This is a genomic window from Mycobacterium sp. NGS49, from assembly GCF_059812565.1.
Map to the genome: position 1 here is coordinate 207,674 of NZ_JCALCX010000005.1, position 18,591 is coordinate 226,264.

18 protein-coding genes and 1 pseudogene are annotated in these 18,591 nt (G+C 68.0%); 2 read left to right on the plus strand and 17 right to left on the minus strand.

The features are described 5' to 3' along the window. Positions 1–86: 86 nt before the first annotated feature. The 6 genes and pseudogenes from AC5Y7D_RS07170 to AC5Y7D_RS07195 form a co-directional block, all read right to left on the minus strand. A pseudogene (locus AC5Y7D_RS07170) lies at positions 87–2,825 on the minus strand (aminotransferase class I/II-fold pyridoxal phosphate-dependent enzyme); the annotation flags it as partial. Positions 2,826–2,842: 17 nt separating this feature from the next. Beyond that, positions 2,843–3,280, minus strand: a complete 438-nt coding sequence (locus AC5Y7D_RS07175; protein WP_499922604.1) for a DUF6636 domain-containing protein — start codon at positions 3,278–3,280, stop codon at positions 2,843–2,845. Positions 3,281–3,386: 106 nt separating this feature from the next. Continuing rightward, on the minus strand, positions 3,387–3,791 hold the full coding sequence (locus AC5Y7D_RS07180; RefSeq protein ID WP_499922605.1) for an antitermination protein NusB: 405 nt from the start codon (positions 3,789–3,791) through the stop codon (positions 3,387–3,389). Continuing rightward, positions 3,788–4,321 carry a transcription antitermination factor NusB gene (gene nusB / locus AC5Y7D_RS07185; protein WP_499922606.1) on the minus strand — a complete coding sequence of 178 codons (534 nt, stop codon included), beginning with the start codon at positions 4,319–4,321 and terminating at the stop codon, positions 3,788–3,790. Before nusB ends, AC5Y7D_RS07180 begins: the two co-directional genes overlap by 4 nt. Positions 4,322–4,323: 2 nt before the next feature. Then, positions 4,324–4,887: an elongation factor P gene (gene efp / locus AC5Y7D_RS07190; protein WP_205877699.1), complete on the minus strand. Its 564-nt coding sequence runs from the start codon at positions 4,885–4,887 to the stop codon at positions 4,324–4,326. Between the two features lie 14 nt (positions 4,888–4,901). Continuing rightward, positions 4,902–6,020 carry a M24 family metallopeptidase gene (locus AC5Y7D_RS07195; RefSeq protein ID WP_499922607.1) on the minus strand — a complete coding sequence of 373 codons (1,119 nt, stop codon included), beginning with the start codon at positions 6,018–6,020 and terminating at the stop codon, positions 4,902–4,904. Positions 6,021–6,053: 33 nt separating this feature from the next. Here AC5Y7D_RS07195 and AC5Y7D_RS07200 point away from each other — a divergent pair, with 33 nt between their 5' ends. After that, positions 6,054–6,827: a B-4DMT family transporter gene (locus AC5Y7D_RS07200; protein ID WP_499922608.1), complete on the plus strand. Its 774-nt coding sequence runs from the start codon at positions 6,054–6,056 to the stop codon at positions 6,825–6,827. Here AC5Y7D_RS07200 and aroQ read toward each other — a convergent pair. The 10 genes from aroQ to AC5Y7D_RS07250 form a co-directional block, all read right to left on the minus strand. Further along, positions 6,817–7,245, minus strand: a complete 429-nt coding sequence (gene aroQ, locus AC5Y7D_RS07205) for a type II 3-dehydroquinate dehydratase (protein ID WP_499922609.1) — start codon at positions 7,243–7,245, stop codon at positions 6,817–6,819. The genes AC5Y7D_RS07200 and aroQ overlap by 11 nt on opposite strands. Further along, a complete protein-coding gene (gene aroB / locus AC5Y7D_RS07210; RefSeq protein ID WP_499922610.1) occupies positions 7,242–8,327 on the minus strand; it encodes a 3-dehydroquinate synthase in 1,086 nt (361 codons plus the stop codon). Before aroB ends, aroQ begins: the two co-directional genes overlap by 4 nt. After that, positions 8,324–8,848 carry a shikimate kinase gene (locus tag AC5Y7D_RS07215; protein ID WP_499922611.1) on the minus strand — a complete coding sequence of 175 codons (525 nt, stop codon included), beginning with the start codon at positions 8,846–8,848 and terminating at the stop codon, positions 8,324–8,326. The genes aroB and AC5Y7D_RS07215 overlap by 4 nt, the downstream gene beginning before the upstream one ends. Positions 8,849–8,850: 2 nt before the next feature. After that, positions 8,851–10,059, minus strand: a complete 1,209-nt coding sequence (gene aroC, locus AC5Y7D_RS07220) for a chorismate synthase (protein WP_499922612.1) — start codon at positions 10,057–10,059, stop codon at positions 8,851–8,853. Positions 10,060–10,177: 118 nt separating this feature from the next. Next, positions 10,178–10,585, minus strand: coding sequence for a prepilin peptidase (locus AC5Y7D_RS07225; protein ID WP_499922613.1), 408 nt, complete (start codon positions 10,583–10,585; stop codon positions 10,178–10,180). A gap of 10 nt (positions 10,586–10,595) precedes the next feature. Continuing rightward, positions 10,596–11,402: a shikimate dehydrogenase gene (locus AC5Y7D_RS07230; protein ID WP_499922614.1), complete on the minus strand. Its 807-nt coding sequence runs from the start codon at positions 11,400–11,402 to the stop codon at positions 10,596–10,598. Further along, entirely contained in the window at positions 11,399–12,634 is a 1,236-nt protein-coding gene (mltG, locus tag AC5Y7D_RS07235; RefSeq protein ID WP_499922615.1) for an endolytic transglycosylase MltG, read from the minus strand. Before mltG ends, AC5Y7D_RS07230 begins: the two co-directional genes overlap by 4 nt. Continuing rightward, positions 12,627–13,139, minus strand: a complete 513-nt coding sequence (ruvX, locus tag AC5Y7D_RS07240) for a Holliday junction resolvase RuvX (RefSeq protein WP_499922616.1) — start codon at positions 13,137–13,139, stop codon at positions 12,627–12,629. Before ruvX ends, mltG begins: the two co-directional genes overlap by 8 nt. Next, positions 13,140–15,854, minus strand: coding sequence for an alanine--tRNA ligase (alaS, locus tag AC5Y7D_RS07245; protein WP_499922617.1), 2,715 nt, complete (start codon positions 15,852–15,854; stop codon positions 13,140–13,142). 119 nt (positions 15,855–15,973) lie between these two features. Next, positions 15,974–16,363, minus strand: a complete 390-nt coding sequence (locus AC5Y7D_RS07250; RefSeq protein WP_499922717.1) for a secondary thiamine-phosphate synthase enzyme YjbQ — start codon at positions 16,361–16,363, stop codon at positions 15,974–15,976. Positions 16,364–16,485: 122 nt separating this feature from the next. Between AC5Y7D_RS07250 and AC5Y7D_RS07255 the strand changes: the two genes are divergently transcribed. Next, positions 16,486–17,106: an antibiotic biosynthesis monooxygenase gene (locus tag AC5Y7D_RS07255; protein WP_499922618.1), complete on the plus strand. Its 621-nt coding sequence runs from the start codon at positions 16,486–16,488 to the stop codon at positions 17,104–17,106. Between the two features lie 127 nt (positions 17,107–17,233). Here AC5Y7D_RS07255 and AC5Y7D_RS07260 read toward each other — a convergent pair whose 3' ends face one another. Beyond that, on the minus strand, positions 17,234–18,589 hold the full coding sequence (locus AC5Y7D_RS07260) for a replication-associated recombination protein A (protein WP_499922619.1): 1,356 nt from the start codon (positions 18,587–18,589) through the stop codon (positions 17,234–17,236). Positions 18,590–18,591 lie beyond the last annotated feature (2 nt).

Consider the following 18,591-nt stretch of genomic DNA (forward strand, 5'->3'; position numbering starts at 1 on the left):
ACCGTATGCTCGTTGGCCAACATCGGAGCTTCCGGCGCACGTGTGGGCTCGGACGAGCCGTTGCCCGACAACTTGGCGGCGTGGGTGACCGCGGCGCGGGCCGCCTCCATGCGGGCCAGCGCCTCCTGGGTGAAGACCGACAGCCCGAGCTCGTGGTTGTAGCCGTGTATCTCCTTGACATCGAGCTGGGCCAGGAAGTAGACGATTTCCTTGGACACCACCTGGCCCGGTACCAGCACCGGGAACCCCGGCGGGTAGGGCACCACGAATGTGGTGGACACCAAGGTCTTTCCCTCGGCAAGACGCCGACCCGCGGTGCCGATCAGCACGTACTCGCGGTCCTTCTCCTCATACCCGGCGTAGAACGCTGATCGGGTGTCGCCGTAAACACTGCCCTCGTCCGGACGGAACGCCACGTCGAATTCACTGAAGTCCGGCAGGTGGGGCAGATCCTCGGTGATCTCCTCGACGCGACGCTCATGCAGTGCCCAGTCGGCGGCGCTGGCCGCCTTCTGGGTGCGGTCGAAATCGGTTGCCACCCGGCGCAGTACGTCGAGCAGATGATGCACGCTCGACCACGTGACGCCGATGGTGAAGATCAACAGCACGCTGTTGATCGAGGTCTTATTGATCTGAATGCCGAATCGGTCCATCAGGATCTTCTCGCGGAAGTCATAACCGTTCATCCCGGTCTTGCCGAGGAACAACGTGACTCGCGTGGGGTCCAGCACGAACTGATCCGAGCGCCACGCCTCGTTCCACTCGTCCAACGCGCCCTGCCGGACCTCGCGGTAGGAGCTGACAGATGCCCGGTACTCCTCGGGCACCAGATCGGACTCGTCGAGAATGCGGAACCACTTGCTGATCAACCTGTCCTTGCGGACCCGGTGGCGGAAAACCAACGCCATGTCATAGGTCTGCCGGACCAATTGGAAGCCCTCGATGTCGACCTGCCGGCGCGCCAGATCCAGCGAGGCGAGCAGTTGCTGGTTGGGCGACGTGGAAGTGTGGGTTAAGAAGGCCTCACCGAACGCGTCGCGGGCGAGTGCGTTGAAGTCCTGGTCGCGCACGTGGATCATCGACGCCTGCCGGAACGCCGACAGCGACTTGTGGGTGGAATGGGTCGCATACACCCGCACCCGAGCCCGGGCAGGGTCGGGCAGCAGCCGGTGGTCACCCCACTCCGAGCGCGGCACCCCTGCCATCGAGGCCTGCCAATTGCGATATTCCTCAGCATATTCCGGCGACGCCAGCATCTGCTCGAGACGCTCGGCCGCGACCATCGCGGTGCGCTGACGGGCCCACGGCACGGCGGTCGCGAAGGCATACCAGGCCTCATCCCACAGGAAGACGATGTCGGGCTTGATCGCCAGCACCTCCTCCATCACCCGCCGCGGGTTGTAGACGACACCATCGAAAATGCAGTTGGTGAGCAACAACATCCGCACCTTGTCCAGGTGGCCGGCCGCCTCGAGGTCCAGCAGGGCCTTCTTGATGGTGCTCAGCGGCACCGCCCCATAGATGGCGAACTGCGGCAACGCATAGGACTCCAGATATCGCGGGTAGGCGCCGGCGAGCACCAGGCCGTAGTGGTGCGACTTGTGGCAGTTGCGGTCGATGAGCACGATGTCACCCGGCCGGGTCAGCGACTGCACGACGATTTTGTTTGCGGTGGAAGTGCCGTTGGTCACGAAGTAGGTGTGGTCGGCGTTCCAGGTGACCGCGGCCTTGTCCATCGCTTTCTTGATGTTGCCATGGGGATCCAGCAGCGAGTCCAATCCTCCTGAGGTGGTGGAGGTTTCGGCCATGAAGATGTTGCGCCCGTAGAACTCGCCCATGTCTTGCAACGACTTCGAGTTGAAGATGCTGGCGCCGCGCGCGACGGGCAGCGCGTGGAACTGGCCGACCGGCGCCGCCGCGTATGCCCGCAGCGCGTCGAAAAACGGCGTGGAGAACCGGTTTCGCAACCCCGCCACGACCGTGCTGTAGAGGTCCGTGACGTCGTTGAGCCGGTAGAAAGTGCGGTCGTAGACATCGGGCTCGTCATCGCCGCCGGCCGCGATCGACTCGTCGGTGAGCAGGTACAGGTCGATGTGGGGCCGCAGTTCGCGAATCCACTCACCGCATTCCACCCAGTCGTGGGAACGGTCGGAGACCCTGGATATCGAAGCGTCGTCGTTGGCGCCGAGCAGCGTGTTCATCAGCGGCACCCGGTCCCGCGAGCGCAGTGGCAGGTCGTGCCGGATGATGGCGGCCTGAATCTCGCCGTTGAGCGCCACGGCAGTGATGGCGTCCTCCACGCTGGGCGCGATCAGGATCTCGAACTGGATGTCGTCGGACGGGCTGCGCAACTCCCGTAGTGCCTCGGCCAGGCAATCCGGGGCCGTGCACGGGGAATCGTCGGCGAGCAGCACGGTGTAGAACTGCTGCTGTTTGGCCTGGGCCACCAACTCCTGGTCGGCCAGCGGCGCCGAAATGTCGAATAGTGCCGTGCGATCGCCGTATTCGGACAGCAAGCGCACCGCCAACGACACCTCCTCGGCGAGGCGGACCGTGGACAGGCTTTCCAGATGGGCGCGGAAGGTCGCCAGATTCGCCGCACCGGGGTACAGCCAGTACCGCTCATAGGCGCCGATGCGGTCCATCAGCCGCTTCACCTTGGCCAAATCGTGCGTCTTGTCCAGCCCCGCGAGGTCGACCTCGGCCAGGTGACGGCAGGCATCGTCGAGCAGATTCCAGGTATCGACGCGCGTGTAGGACGGGTTGGCCACCGCCGCCAGTGCGGAGACCCGCAGTCGCCGCGTCCGGGCACTGTCTCGATTCATGTTGTCCCCCTCCGGAGTCAGTGCAGTTCGTAGGTATCGCGAGAAAGTCTGAAGTAATGGCCGCTACCGGTGTCGGTACAGATGACGCCGGTTTGCTGGCTTTCGCACGTTACCGAGGCGACCGAACGGGTCTGGCCGTACTGCAACACCGGGTATCCGGTGCCCCGGACGGTATCGCTGTGGCAGGTCAGCCTGGGCGGACTGCCCTGGCGCATGCTGATCCGGTCGCCGAACGCTCCCATGCAGGGCGTCGGAGGCGCCGGTGCCGCCCAGGTGTGGTCGCTGATCTCGCAGTCGACCAGGGCCGAGCCGTCCAGCACCCCCATCGCGCAGTCGATGTTCCCCGACGGCGTCTGGAAGAAGTCGAAGCCGTCGGCAGCCGCGGTTGCCGGGGCCAGAACCGCGACCGCAGACCCGGCGCAGGCCAGCACGACCACGGCGTTGATTGACTTCACTGTCGACAGCTTTCCATTGGTAACCAACGGCCATTGTGTCGCGCCCGCGCACAATCCGCGATCATTTCGACCTGGAATTTTGACTGCGGCAACGCCGCGGGGCTTCTCAGCCGTCCAAATCGGGGTCGCTGTCGATGATTTGCTTGTTGCCTTTGCTCAGCGGATTTTCCATCCACTTCAACAGTGGTAGCTGCGGAAGCTCGAAGCGCCGCCCGGGAAGGTCGGTGACGTCGCCGAGTGAGCGCACCACACCCTGGGTCAGGCCCATGATGGCGGCCATCACCGGCAGCAGGGGCTGCAACGGCTTTGCTGCGGTGCGCACGGTACTGATGCGGCGGGCGAGGATCAGCCGCTCGACCGTGTGGTAGACCGCGGCGCCCACGCCGAGGCCGAAGATCGCCAGCACCGAGGCGACGATGGTCCAGCCGAAGGCGGCGCTGATCACCGCGCCGACCACCACCGTCACCGCCGCCAGCACGGCCATGACGACGCGTAACTCGAGTCGGGTCATGAGGCACCCCCTCGCACGGCTTGCGCGGCCGCGCGGATCTGCGGCGTCACCAGCATGACCTGGCCCAGCACGCCGTTGATGAAACCGGGCGAGTCGTCGGTGGACAGTTCCTTGGCCAGCTCGACGGCTTCGTCGACGGCGACCGGCTCCGGCACGTCGTCGGCGTACAACAGCTCCCACACCGCCACCCGCAGGATCGCGCGATCCACCGCGGGCAGGCGGTCCAGCTTCCACGACTGCAGATGCGAGGTGATCAGCTCGTCGACGTGCGCGGCGTGCTCGGCCACCCCGCGAGCGACGGCGGAGGCGTACGGAAGCGGCGGTGTCACGTCGGCGTTGGCTTCGGCCAGCGCGGTGCGCGTATCGACCATCTCCACCGGGCTGAGGCCGCGCGCCTCCGCTTCGAACAACAGATCCACCGCGCCTTTGCGCGCCAGATGCCGCCCTTTGAAGGGACGCGAAGGGCGCGAGGGGCGCGAAGTGCGCGCGGGCCGCTGCGGCGGCTGATTACTGGCTGTTCCGTCAGGCATGGTCAGGTGTTGACCCGCCCGAGGTAGCTGCCGTCGCGGGTGTCGACCTTCAGCTTGTCGCCGGTGTTGATGAACAACGGCACCTGGATCTCCGCGCCGGTCTCCACGGTGGCCGGCTTGGTGCCCGCACTGGACCGGTCGCCCTGCAAGCCGGGCTCGGTGTGTGAGACCACCAGTTCGACCGACACCGGCAGCTCGATGTAGAGCGGCGCGCCGTTGTGGAACGCGACCTGCACCGGCAGCCCCTCCAGCAGGAACCGGGCGGCGTCGCCGACCAGCGACTCCGGCAGCGGGTGCTGCTCGTAGTCCTGGCTGTCCATGAAGACGAAGTCGGAGCCGTCGCGGTAGAGGTAGGTGGTGTCGCGCCGGTCGACCGTGGCGGTGTCGACCTTAACGCCCGCGTTGTAGGTCTTGTCGACGACCTTGCCCGACAGCACGTTCTTCAGCTTGGTGCGCACGAATGCGGGGCCCTTGCCGGGCTTGACGTGCTGGAACTCGGTGATGGTCCACAGCTGGCCGTCGATCACCAGGACGAGTCCGTTCTTGAAGTCAGCAGTGGTCGCCACGTCTTTTCGGTCTCCTACAAAATGGCCAGTTCCTTCGGGAACCGGGTCAACAATTCCGGGGTCTGCCCGGGGTGGTGCGGGGTGTTGCTGGGCACCACCAGGGTGTCCTCGATGCGGACACCGCCACGGCCGGGTAAATAGACGCCGGGCTCCACGGTCACCACGGAGCCCGCAAGTAGTGTACCGGCGGACGTGGCCCCGATGCCCGGCGCTTCATGTATCTGCAGGCCAACGCCGTGTCCCAGACCGTGACCGAAGTGTTCGCCATAGCCCGCGTCGGCGATGATCCGCCGCGCGGCGCCATCGACGTCACGCAGCCCCGCTCCCGGATGCAGCGCCTCCCGCCCGGCCCGCTGCGCCTCGGCGACCAGCTCGTAGATCTCCAACTGCCAGGCCTCAGCTTTACCGGCCTTGCCCAGCACGAAGGTGCGGGTCATATCGGAGTGATAGCCCGCGACCAGCGCGCCGAAGTCGATCTTGACGAAATCGCCGACCGCGAGCACCGCGTCGGTAGGCCGGTGGTGCGGGACGGCCGAGTTCGGCCCGGTCGCCACGATCGTCTCGAACGAGATCGCATCGGCGCCGTGGTCGAGCATCAGACCCTCCAGCTCGCGGCTCACCTCCCGTTCGGTGCGTCCCGGCCGCAGACCGCCGCGCTCCACCAGGTCGGCCAGCGCGGCGTCGGCCGCCTCACACGCCAGCCGCAACAACGCCAGCTCACCGGCGTCTTTCACCTCACGCAGCGCCTCGACCGTGCCCGATGCCCGCACCAACTCGGTGTGCAGGCCCGCTAATTCCCCGGCCAGCGCGTCCAGGCCGTCGACGGTCACCACGTGGCTCTCGTAGCCCAGCTTTGCCACGCGGTCCTGCCCCGCCCGCCCGGCCAGATAGCGTCCCACCGCCCGCTCGATGGCAACTTCCAGATCAGGTGCCTGCTGCGCGGCCTGGGTGCGGTAGCGGCCGTCGGTGGCCAGCACGGCCTCACGCTCGTCAGCAAACACCAGCAACGCGCCGTTGGACCCACTGAAGCCGGACAGATACCGGACATTTATCAGGTCCGTGACCAGCATCGCGTCTAGTCCGGCGGCGCTGATTCTGGTTTTCAGGTTGTGTCGGCGCTGGGAATGTGTCACGACCCTTGACCGTACTCGCTACGCTGTTTGCCCATGAACAAGTGGATGCTGCGTGGATTGGTCTTTGCCGCCGGAATGGTCATTCTTCGCCTGGTTCAAGGGGCGCTGATCAACGCGTGGCAGACCCAGTCGGCGCTGATCAGCGTGGTGCTGTTGTCGATCTTCACCATCTGCGCAATCGTGTGGGGTCTTCGGGACGGCCGCGCCGACGCCAGAGCCAATCCCGACCCGGACCGTCGCGAGGACCTGGCCATGGTCTGGTTGCTGGGTGGACTGGTGGCCGGCGTGGTCAGCGGACTGGTGGCGTGGCTCATCGCCCTCTTCTACAAGGGCATCTACACCGGCGGTTTGCTCAACGAGCTAACAACGTTCGCCGCATTCACCGCGCTGATCGTCTTCGTGTTCGCGATCATGGGCGTGGCAGTAGGCCGCTGGCGCATCGACCGCAACGCTCCGCCGGTCGAGAGGCCCGACCATGACCCGCACCGCGACCGCTCCGCGGACACCGACGTGTTCACCGCCGTGCGCGCCGACGACAGCCCCACCGGGGAGATCCGGACCGGTGGCGCCCAGACCGAGGAGCGGACGTCGTCGGTGGCCACCGTCGAGCGTGAGCGCGAAACGCCCACCGAGGTGATCCGCACCGGCGACCACGGCGACGACGCCAAGACCGAGGTGATCCGCACCGGCGACTACAGCGACGACGCCAAGACCGAGGTGATCCGCACCGGCGATCACAGCGGCGAGGGCAAGACCGAGGTGCTCAACGTGGACGAGACCAAGCCGCAGCGGAAACCTAACGCGTAGCGGCCAGGTAGCGCAGCGCCAGCAGGTAGCCCTGGATTCCCAGTCCCACGATCACCCCGGTCGCGACGGGGCTGAGGTAGGAGTGGTGCCGGAACTCCTCGCGCGCATGCACATTGGAGATGTGCACCTCGATCAACGGTGCGCTCAGCTCCGCGCAGGCGTCGCGCAGCGCCACCGAGGTGTGGGTCAGACCGCCGGCATTGAGTATCACCGGCTCCGAAGCATCGGCGGCCCGGTGAATCCAATCCAGCAGTTCGGCTTCGCTGTCACTCTGCCGCACAACGACTTTCAAACCCAGTTCGGTGGCTTCCCGCTCGATCCGGGCGACCAGGTCGTCGTGGGTGGTGCTGCCGTAAACCGCGGGTTCGCGCTTACCGAGGCGGCCCAGGTTGGGTCCGTTGATCACATTGATGGTCATGGGGCACACACTCCGGCGTACGCGGTGACCAGCAGACCCGGGTCGGGTCCCACCAGCCGGCCCGGCTTGGCCAGCCCGTCGAGCACCACGAACCGCAGCACACCGGCGCGGGTTTTCTTGTCCCCGGCCATGTATTCGAGCAGTTGGGGCAGCGCGTCGGGGTCGTAGCTGACCGGCAGGCCCAGCGACGCCAGAATGTCGCGGTGACGTTGTGCGGTGGCGTCGTCGAGACGGCCGGTCAGCCGGGCCAGCTCGGCGGCGAACACCAGTCCCACCGACACGGCGGCCCCATGCCGCCACTGGTATCGCTCGCGGCGTTCGATCGCGTGGGCCAGCGTGTGGCCGTAGTTCAGGATTTCGCGCAGCTCGGACTCTTTCTCGTCGGCCGCGACCACTTCGGCTTTGACGGCGATGGCCCGCCGGACGAGTTCGGGCAGCACTTCGCCTTCGGGGTCCAGCGCCGCCTGTGGATCGGCCTCGATGAGGTCGAGGATCACCGGGTCGGCGATGAACCCGGCTTTGACGACTTCGGCCATGCCGGCGACGATCTCGTTGCGCGGCAACGTCGTCAGCGTCGAGAGATCCACCAGGACGGCCAGCGGCTGATGGAACGCGCCGACCAGATTCTTGCCCGCGTCGGTGTTGATGCCGGTCTTGCCTCCGACGGCCGCGTCGACCATGCCGAGCAGCGTGGTCGGCACGTGCACGATCGAGACACCCCGCAACCAGGTGGCCGCGGCGAAACCGGCGACGTCGGTGGCCGCCCCGCCACCCAAGCTGACAAGTGCGTCCTTGCGTCCAATCCCGATGCGGCCCAACACTTCCCAGATGAAGCCCACGACGGGCAGCTCTTTACCCGCTTCTGCGTCCGGAATTTCGACGCGGTGCGCGTCAACACCGTTGTCCGCCAAGCGGGTTCGGATCTTCTCTGCGGTGTGCGCGAGCACCGGCTGATGCAGGATGGCGACCTTGTGACGGCCGGCCAGCAGCTGCTGCAGCTCGTCGAGCAGCCCGGTGCCGATCACCACGGGGTACGGCGGGTCCACGGCAACCTCGACGGTGACCGGTGAGTTCTCTGTCATGTGGCGGCCTCTACCTGGTTCTGCAGTCGCGACACGATGTAGCGGACGACCGCGCCGGGGTTGCGCCGGTTGGTGTCCACCCGGATCGTGGCGACCCTGCGGTACAGCGGAATACGCTGGGACATCAGCTCACGGAACTTCTCGGCGCGGTCGGGACCGGCCAGCAGTGGCCGCACCGTACTACCGCCGGTGCGCCGCACGCCTTCGGCGGCACTGATCTCGAGGTAGACCACCGTGTGGCCGGCCAGCGCCGCGCACACCCCGGGGCTGGTGACCGCGCCGCCGCCCAGCGACAGCACGCCGTCGTGCTCCTCGAGCGCCGCGCGGATCACGTCCTCCTCGATGCGCCGGAACTCCAGCTCACCGTCGGTGGCGAAGATGTCGGCGATGGTACGGCCGGTCTGCTGCTCGATGGCGGTGTCGGTATCGAGCAGGCTGACCCCCAGTGCTTTGGACAGCCGACGCCCGATGGTCGACTTGCCCGAACCCGGCAAGCCCACGAGTACCGCCCTGGGAGCCACGGTCAGCTTCCGGCAGCCCGGGCCGACGGCGCCTCGCGCTCGGCGACCGTGCGCTGATAGGACTCGATGTTGCGGCGGGTTTCGGCCAGCGAGTCGCCGCCGAACTTCTCCAGCGCCGCGCGCGCGAGCACCAACGCCACCATGGTCTCGACGACGACTCCCGCGGCCGGCACCGCGCACACGTCCGAGCGCTGGTGAATGGCGACGGCCTCGCCGCCGGTGGCCATATCAACGGTCGCCAGTGCCCGCGGAACCGTGGAAATCGGTTTCATCGCCGCACGCACGCGCAACGGCTGCCCGTTGGTCATCCCGCCTTCCAGGCCGCCGGCCCGGTTGGTGGAGCGCACCACGCCGTCCGGACCCGGGTACATCTCGTCGTGGGCGCGGCTGCCGCGCCGGCGGGCGGTTTCGAACCCGTCGCCGATCTCCACGCCTTTGATCGCCTGGATGCCCATCACCGCGGCGGCCAGTTGACCGTCCAGCCGGTTGTCGCCACTGGTGAACGAGCCCAGGCCGACCGGCAGTCCCAGCGCCACCACCTCGACGACGCCGCCCAGCGTGTCACCGTCTTTCTTGGCCGCCTCGATCTCGCCGATCATCGACTTCTCGGCCGCTTCGTCGTAAGCGCGCACCGGGCTGGCATCGATGGCGGGCAGGTCTTCGGCCCGCGGCGGGGGGCCTTCGTACGGAGTTGAGGCGCCGATGGAGATCACGTGCGAGAGCACCTCGACGCCCAGCGCCTGGCGCAGGAACGCCCGCGCGACGGTGCCGGCCGCGACCCTGGCCGCCGTCTCGCGGGCGCTGGCGCGCTCCAGCACCGGCCGCGCGTCGTCAAAGCCGTACTTGAGCATGCCCGCGTAGTCGGCATGCCCCGGCCGCGGCCGGGTCAGCGGTTCGTTGCGCGCACTGTCGGCCAACTGCGACGGGTCGATCGGGTCGGGTGCCATCACGGTTTCCCACTTCGGCCATTCGGTGTTGCCGATCTCGATCGCGATGGGGCCACCCAGCGTGACACCGTGCCGCACTCCGGACAGCATGGTCACCGCGTCCCGCTCGAACTTCATCCGGGCGCCGCGACCGTAACCCAGGCGGCGGCGGGCCAACTCATCGGCGATCTCGGCGGACGTCACCTCGACACCCGCGACCATGCCCTCGACCAAGGCCACCAACGCGCGGCCATGGGATTCCCCAGCAGTGATCCAGCGCAACACCCGAACATCTTCCCACGTCCGCGGGCATGAGCTTGCACGCCCTTGAGCCTGCGGCCAGGGCGAAGAAGTTCGAGTAGGCAGCGCCACAGGGGCAGAGCCAGTGCGGGGCCGCGCGGCGCTAACCGAGGGCCAGCGCCGTTGCCAGGCCCGTCGCGACACACATCGACGGCCCGTGCGGCACGGCGTGCAACCGCCACACCAGGCCGACCGCTGCAGTCAGCAGCGGCGCGACCAGCGCGGCCAGGAACCACACCTCGACACCGAAACAGCCGCTCAGCCCGCCGAGGCCGATTGCGAGCTTGACGTCCCCGGCCCCCATCGCCGTCGGCGCCGCCAGATGCACCGCGAGGTAGATCGCGGCCAGCGCCGCTGCGCCCGCCAGCGCCGGCCCCGCGCGACCGGCCAGCGCCGCCGCGATCAGGATCACCACGCCGCCGGGCAGCGTCAGAAGGTTGGGCAGCCGTCGCTGCCGAATGTCATAACAACTCAGGGCGATCAGCCAGGCCGCGACCATCCCGATCCGCATGCGCGGCAGGCTAATCGAGTTCCGCCAGTGCGCAAGTCATCGCTTCGCGCGGCGCGGGCAGCCCGGTGAACTGTTCCACCTGTGCAAAAGCCTGGTGCAGTAGCATCTGCAGGCCGCTGACCACCCGGCCACCGGCGGCCTGCACCGAGGCGGCCAGCGGCGTGGGCCACGGGTCGTAGATGGCGTCCAGCAGCACCGGGATGGCGGCGAAGGTGCCGGCATGGCGGGCGGCGACGTCGGCCGGCAGGGTGCTGACCAGCACCTGCGCGGCCGCCACTTCGTCGGTCAGGACGTCGTCGTCCAGGTTGCGGTACCGGGCCGGCACCCCGACGCGCGCGCCCAGTTCCACCAGCCGGGCGGCCTTGTCCGGGTTGCGCGCCACCACCGTGATGCCGGTGACACCGAGCGTGGCCAACGCCACCACGGCCGCCGGAGCGGTACCGCCGGATCCGGCCACCAGGGCGTGTCCGGACGCCCGCCCAAGTGCACCCGCAACGCCGTCGATGTCGGTGTTGTCGGCCCGCCACCCCCTGGCCGTGCGCACCAGCGTGTTCGCCGACCCGACCTGTTCGGCGCGCGCGGTGCGTTCGTCGGCGAACCGCAGCGCGGCGAACTTGCCCGGCATGGTCACCGACACACCCACCCACTCCGGGCCGAAGCCACTCACCAGATGCGGCAGCTCCTCGGCGCCGCACTCGATGCGGTCGTAGGTCCAGTCGTGCAGTCCCAGCGCCCGATAGGCGGCCAGGTGCAGTTGCGGCGACTTGGAATGCGCGATCGGCGAGCCGAGCACGCCCGCTCTACGGCGAACGCTCATCGCGCGGAGTCGAGGACACCGTTGCGCTTGGCCAGCTCGATGTTTGCCAGATGCTGCTGATAGTCCCGGGTGAACAGTGTCGTCCCCTGGGCATCGATGGTGACGAAGTACAGCCAGTCCCCCACCGCCGGATGCTCGGCCGCGCGCACTGCATCCAGCCCGGGCGAACAGATCGCGGTGGCCGGCAACCCTTCGGCCATGTAGGTGTTCCACGGTGTCCGCAGCGCCCGGTCGGCGTCGCTGGTGGCGACCTCCCGGCGGTCCAGCGGATAGTTCACCGTCGAGTCGAACTCCAGCTTCCGGTGCTCGTGCAGCCGGTTGTAGATGACCTGGGCCACCTTGGTGAAGTCCGGCACGTTGGCTTCCTGTTGCACCAGCGAGGCCACTACCAGAATGTCGTAGGGCGACAGGCCTATCGCCTTCGCGGTGTCTTCGAGTCCGGAGGTGAGATATACCACCGTTCCGGCGCTGACCAGATTGGCCAGGATGGTCTCGGCCGACGCCGCCGGGTCGATGTTGAAGGTTCCGGGCGCGATCAGACCCTCGAGCCGGCGGTGGTCGTCGCCCAACTCGGCAACCGGTTCCAGCGCCCACTTGGGCACCTGGAGCGTGGCCGGTGAACTCTTGCTCGCCGAGGTGCGCAGGTCGGCCACCGACACACAGCGCTGGTTGCCGTCGAGGTCCACACAGGTGGCTCGCGAGATCAGGGTGAGGATCCCGGGGGTGGTCTTGTTCGTCTTCATGTCGGTGGTGTCGTCGAGCTGGCGCCCTTCCGGGATGACCAGCCTGCCCACCCGGTTGTTCGGATCCGCCAAGCGCGACACCGCGCTGGCTGCCGGAATCTCGGTGCGCATCCGGTAATACCCGGGCTGGATCGCTGATATCGCCGCGTTGCCGTGGGCGGCGTCGACGAACGCCCGCACGGTGCGCACCACACCCCGCTTGAGCAGCGTCTCCCCTACCGCGGTGGTGGAATCGCCGGCCTGGATCTGGATCACGACGTCATGCTTGCCGTTACCGGTGTAGTCGTCCTCGTTGCCGGAGAAGACGCCCCACAGCTTGGCCCCGACGAGCACCGCGGTCACCACGACCACCACCAGCAGTCCGGCCGCGAAACCACCGGCCACCCGCCGGCGACGGCGGCTGCGCTGCGCCTTTTTACGGTCGGCCCGCGTTGCGCGGTGCCGGCTCGGGCCGACCGCCACCGGCTCGGCCCGCCGGCGCTCAGACATCGGAGGCCTCTCTGCCGGCCAGGCCCGGCACCGAGGCGCGGCGCTGGTCGAGCCAGCCCTGCAGAATCGCCACCGCGGCGGCCTGGTCAATCACCGAACGCTGCTGTTTTGCCGGGATGCCCGCCTCGCGCAGCGACCGTTGCGCGGTGACGGTGGTCAGCCGCTCGTCGGCGAGGCGGACCGGGGTGGGCGCGATGCGTTCGGCGAGCGCGTCGGCGACTTCGATGGCGTCTCGGGCCGACTGACCGATGCGGTCCGCGAGGGTGCGCGGCAGTCCGACGATCACCTCGACGGCCTCGAATTCGGCGGCCAGCGTGGCCAGCCGGCGCACGTGTCGGCCGGACCGGTCGCGGCGCACCGTCTCCACCGGGGTGGCCAGGATGCCGTCCGGGTCACTGGCGGCGACACCGATGCGCACCGTGCCGACGTCGACGCCGAGGCGCCGCCCTCGGCCAGGGTCGGAGTCGGCCGGCCGGTCGGGCCGGCGCTGCGGTGATTCGGCCACTCAACCGACCCGCGCTATCACGGCGATCTCGGAGCGCAGGGCGTCCAGTGCGGCGTCGATGCCGGTCGGGTTCTTCCCGGAACCCTGGGCCAGGTCGGCCTTGCCGCCGCCGCGGCCCTCGACCGCCACCGCCAGCTGTTTGACCAGCTCGTTGGCGTTCAAGCCGAGATCCTGCGCGGCCCGATTCGCCGCCACCGCGTAGGGGACGGTGGGGCCGTCGCCTTCGGCGATCAACGCCACTACCGCGGGATCGTTGCCCAGCTTGCCGCGGATGTCACCGACCAGCGACCGCAGGTCACCCGCCGTCATGCCGGCCGACATGCGCTGCGCCACCACCCGCACGTTACCGATGCGCTCGGCTCCCGCGGCGGCATTCGTCGCAGCTGCCTTGGCACCGGCCAGCCGGACGCGTTCGAGCTCCTTCTCGGCCGCCTTGAGCCGCTCGACCAGGCCGGCCACCCGGGCCGGCACCTCCTCGGACGGCACCTTCAGCGTCGACGCCAGTCCGGCCATCAGCGCACGTTCCTTGGCCAGGTGCCGGAACGACGCCAGCCCGACGTAGGCCTCCACCCGTCGCACCCCGGAACCGATCGACGATTCGCCGAGAATGGTCACCGGTCCGATCTGCGCCGTGTTGTGCACGTGGGTCCCGCCACACAGTTCCAGCGAGAACGGGCCGCCCATCTCGACCACTCGCACCCGATCGGGGTACGCCTCGCCGAACAGCGCCATCGCGCCCATCGCTTTGGCCTTGTCGAGTTGCTCGATGAAGGTGTGCACCTCGAAGTCGGCCTGGACGGCCTCGTTGGTCACTTCTTCGATCTGGGTCCGCTGGTCCTCTGACAACGGTCCCTGCCAGTTGAAGTCGAAGCGCAGATAGCCCGGACGGTTCAGCGATCCGGCCTGAACGGCGTTGGGGCCCAGCACCTGGCGCAGCGCGGCGTGCACCATGTGGGTGCCCGAGTGCCCCTGGGTGGCACCCTTGCGCCAGCCCGGGTCCACCGCGGCCACCACATGGTCGCCCTCGACGAATTCGCCGGACTCGACGTTGACGCGGTGGGCGTGCAGCGTCTTGGCGATCTTCTGCACATCGGTGACCGCGGCGCGGGCGCTGCCGCCCGAGCCGGTGCCGCTGATGCTGCCGGCGTCGGCGATCTGGCCGCCAGATTCGGCGTAAAGCGGCGTGCGGTCGAGGATCAGTTCCACGCGATCGGCGTTGACGGCATCGGCGTGCGCCACCACCGGGACCCGCTTACCGTCCACGAAGATTCCCAGAATCTTTGCCTCGGAGGTCAATTCGTCGAAGCCGGTGAACTCGGTGGGGCCGGCGTCGACCAGCTCCCGGTAGGCGGTCAGGTCGGCGTGCGCATGCTTGCGCGCGGCGGCGTCGGCCTTGGCGCGCCGGCGCTGCTCGGCCATCAATTTACGGAAGCCCGCTTCGTCGACGGTCAGGCCGGATTCGGCGGCCATCTCCAGGGTGAGCTCGATCGGGAAGCCGTAGGTGTCGTGCAGGGTGAACGCATCCGAGCCGGAGACGACGGTGGCGCCGGAGGATTTGGTGGCGCCGGCCACGTCGTCGAACAGTTTGGAGCCCGAGGCCAGCGTGCGGTTGAACGCGGTCTCCTCCGCGACGGCAATCCGGTTGATCCGGTCGAAGTCATTTACGAGTTCGGGATACGACGGGCCCATCGCGTCGCGCACGGTCGCCATCAGGTCCGCGACGATCGGAGTGTCTGAGTCATCCACGCCAAGTAGCTTGACGGAGCGGATGACCCGTCTCAGCAGCCTGCGTAGGACGTAGCCGCGGCCGTCGTTGCCGGGGCTGACGCCGTCGCCGATCAGGATGGCTGCGGTGCGGCTGTGATCGGCGATGATGCGGTAGCGCACATCGTCGGCATGGTTGCCGGCGTCATACGGGCGCGGCGCGCGGGCCGCCACCAGGTCGATGACCGGACGCAGCAGGTCGGTCTCATAGACGTTGTGCACGTCCTGCAACACCAGCGCGATGCGCTCGACGCCCATTCCGGTGTCGATGTTCTTGCGGGGCAGCGGGCCGAGAATTTCATAGTCCTCTTTCGAGGTGCCCTCACCGCGCTCGTTCTGCATGAACACGAGGTTCCACACCTCGAGGTAGCGGTCCTCGTTGGCGATGGGGCCGCCGCCCACCCCGAACTCGGGACCACGGTCGTAGTAGATCTCCGAGGAGGGCCCGCACGGGCCGGGAATGCCCATCGACCAGTAGTTGTCGGCCATACCGCGGCGCTGAATACGCTCCGGCGGCAGACCCGCGATTTCCCGCCACAGCTCAGCGGCCTCGTCATCATCGAGATAGACTGTGGCCCAAAGCTTTTCGCGATCCAACCCGTAACCGCCGTCGGCTACCGGGTTGGTCAGCAGGGCCCAGGCCAGCTCGATGGCACCGCGCTTGAAGTAGTCGCCGAAGGAAAAGTTGCCGGCCATCTGGAAGAACGTGTTGTGCCGGGTGGTGATGCCGACCTCGTCGATGTCCGGGGTGCGGATGCACTTCTGGATGCTGGTGGCGGTGGCGTAGGGCGGGGTGCGCTGGCCCAGGAAGAACGGCACGAACTGCACCATGCCGGCGTTGACGAACAACAGGTTGGGGTCGTCGAGGATCACCGAGGCGCTGGGCACCTCGGTGTGCCCTGCCTTCACGAAATGATCAAGGAACCGCTTCCTGATCTCGTGTGTCTGCACTGTGCTACTTCCTTAAGGTTCCTGTGCTCGCGCGCACGCGCGCGGGCGGGAGTCGGGTATCAGCCTATTAGCCGCGACTGCCCACCGGACACGCAATTCGGCCCCGCTCAGCCTTCCATCTAGCCTTCGACGAAGCTCAACCGGACCGACCGCCGCGGGTTGTCGCGGTTCAGGTCGACCAGAACGACGCTCTGCCAGGTGCCCAGCAGCGGCTCGCCGCCGCTGACCGGAACCGTCACCGAGGGCGAGACGATCGCCGGCAGGACATGGTCGGCGCCGTGGCCCGGTGAGCCGTGCGAGTGCCGGTAGCGGTCGTCGCGGGGCAGCAGCCGTTCCAGGGTGTCGATCAGGTCGTCGTCCGAACCGGCGCCGGTTTCGATGATGGCTACCCCGGCGGTCGCGTGCGGGACGAACACATTGCAGAGGCCGTCGGAATGCTCGCCGCAGAAAGCGCGCACCGCGTCGGTCAGGTCGACGATGCGGCGACGCCCGGTATCCACCTCCAGCACATCGGTATCCATCCGAACCAGCCTACGGGCTTGATCACCTGCCGATGCCGGAGGAAGGTGGTGGGTGGACCCGGCGGCGCGCCACCCGGGGGCGCTGCCCCGACTCACGGGAGGGGTCGATCGTGTTTGCACGCTCTACGACCATCCAAGCGCAGCCCTCGTCGATCAACATGGGTATCGCACACGTACGCGACGTGGTGATGCCGGCCCTCGGTGAGATGGACGGATGCCTCGGCGTTTCGCTGTTGGTCGACCGCGGTTCCGGTAGATGCGTCGCCACCAGCGCCTGGGAAACCGAAGCCGCGATGCAGCGCAGCGCCGAGCGGGTCTGGCCGGTGCGTTACCGGACCGTCGAGGTCTTCGGGGGCAGCGCCGTGGTGGACCAGTGGCGGATCGCGTTGCTACACCGCGACCACCGCTCTGCGCCGGGCGCCTGCGTGCGGGCCACCTGGCTGCGCGCCCGGCCCGAGCAGTTCGAGCGCGGCATCGACTTCTACCGGTGGGCGGTGCTGCCGGCCATCGAAGAATTCGACGGCTTCTGCAGCGCCAGCCTGATGGTCGACCCCTCCTCGGCGCGGGCCGTGGTCTCGGTGACCTATGACACCCCCGAGGCGATGGAGCGCTGCGCGGAGTCGGCGCGCTCACTGCGGACTTCGATGCTCCGCGATCTGGGTTTCGACCAGGAAGACGTCGGCGAATTCGAGCTGGCGCTGGCTCACCTTCGGGTGCCGGAGCTGGTCTGACCGGTTGGTGGGGCGGCTGTTGACCCAGCCTGCAAATTTGTAGACAAAGTGCGAGTAGCGCCCACCAAAAACGCAGGTTCGGCGACGAGCGGCAGCAGTTGATTCATCTCGTCATCGGTGAATGTTTTCACGACCTCCCCCGCCTCCCACGAATAATCGCGCGCAACCTGTCCAGGCGGCCGCCGATCTCCCGTTCGGCACCCCGCCCGGTCGGCCGGTAATAATCGGTATTCACCAACTCGTCCGGCGGATACTGTTGCGCCACAACACCGTCGGGGTCGTCGTGAGAATACTTGTAGCCCTGCGCATTACCCAGCGCCGCGGCGCCGGAATAGTGCCCGTCGCGCAGATGGGGCGGCACCAGGCCGGCCTTGCCCGCCTTGACGTCGCCCATCGCCGCACCCAGCGCCGTCGTCACCGCGTTGGATTTCGGGGCGGTGGCCAGATGGATGGTCGCGTGCGCGAGCGTCAACTGCGCCTCGGGCATGCCGATCAACGCGACCGTCTGCGCCGCGGCGACCGCCACCGGCAGCGCCGTCGGATCGGCCAGGCCGATGTCCTCGCTGGCCAGGATCATCAGGCGTCGCGCAATGAACCGCGGGTCCTCCCCGGCCACCAGCATCCGGGCCAGGTAGTGCAGCGCTGCATCGACGTCCGAACCACGAACCGACTTGATGAAGGCGCTGACGACGTCGTAATGCTGGTCGCCGTCCCGGTCATAGCGGACCGCGGCCCGGTCCAGGGACTGCTCGATGGTTTCGACGGCTACGTGATCCGAAGCCTCGGCGGCCACTTCCAGGGCGGTGAGCGCCCGCCGGGCATCACCGGCGGCGAGTTGCACCAGCAACTCGACGGCCTCGGGCGCCACCGCCACCTTGCCGCCCAGTCCGCGCGGGTCGTCGATTGCCCGCTGCACCACGGTCCGGATGTCGTCGGCGGTCAGCGGCCGCAACTGCAGGATCAACGATCGCGACAACAACGGCGCGACCACGGAGAACGACGGATTCTCGGTGGTCGCCGCCACCAACAGCACCACCCGGTTCTCCACCGCCGCCAGCAGGGCGTCCTGCTGTGTCTTGGAGAACCGGTGCACCTCGTCGATGAACAGCACCGTCTGCTCACCGCGCAACAGCGCCGTTCGCGCTGAATCGATAACGGCCCGGACATCTTTCACGCCGGCCGACAGTGCCGACAGCGCCTCGAACCGCCGGCCGGTGGCCTGCGAGACGAGCGCGGCCAGGGTCGTCTTCCCGCTACCCGGAGGTCCATAGAGGATGGCCGAGGCGACACCCGACCCCTCCACCAGGCGCCGCAACGGGGACCCGGGCGCCAGTAGGTGCTGCTGCCCCACCACTTCCTCGAGCGAGGCCGGACGCATCCGCACCGCCAGCGGCGCACCGGCACCCGAAACGCCCGAGGCCTGGTCGGCCGGTGTCGGTGCGCCGGGCAGGTCGAACAGACCGTCGGACACGACTTCAGGCATAC

Coding starts and splice junctions, on each gene's coding strand:
- AC5Y7D_RS07180 (WP_499922605.1), bottom strand. CDS start 3,791: ATGACCCGACTCGAGTTACGCGTCGTCATGGCCGTGCTGGCGGCGGTG.
- nusB (WP_499922606.1), bottom strand. CDS start 4,321: ATGCCTGACGGAACAGCCAGTAATCAGCCGCCGCAGCGGCCCGCGCGC.
- AC5Y7D_RS07200 (WP_499922608.1), top strand. CDS start 6,054: ATGAACAAGTGGATGCTGCGTGGATTGGTCTTTGCCGCCGGAATGGTC.
- aroQ (WP_499922609.1), bottom strand. CDS start 7,245: ATGACCATCAATGTGATCAACGGACCCAACCTGGGCCGCCTCGGTAAG.
- aroB (WP_499922610.1), bottom strand. CDS start 8,327: ATGACAGAGAACTCACCGGTCACCGTCGAGGTTGCCGTGGACCCGCCG.
- AC5Y7D_RS07225 (WP_499922613.1), bottom strand. CDS start 10,585: ATGCGGATCGGGATGGTCGCGGCCTGGCTGATCGCCCTGAGTTGTTAT.
- AC5Y7D_RS07230 (WP_499922614.1), bottom strand. CDS start 11,402: ATGAGCGTTCGCCGTAGAGCGGGCGTGCTCGGCTCGCCGATCGCGCAT.
- mltG (WP_499922615.1), bottom strand. CDS start 12,634: ATGTCTGAGCGCCGGCGGGCCGAGCCGGTGGCGGTCGGCCCGAGCCGG.
- AC5Y7D_RS07260 (WP_499922619.1), bottom strand. CDS start 18,589: ATGCCTGAAGTCGTGTCCGACGGTCTGTTCGACCTGCCCGGCGCACCG.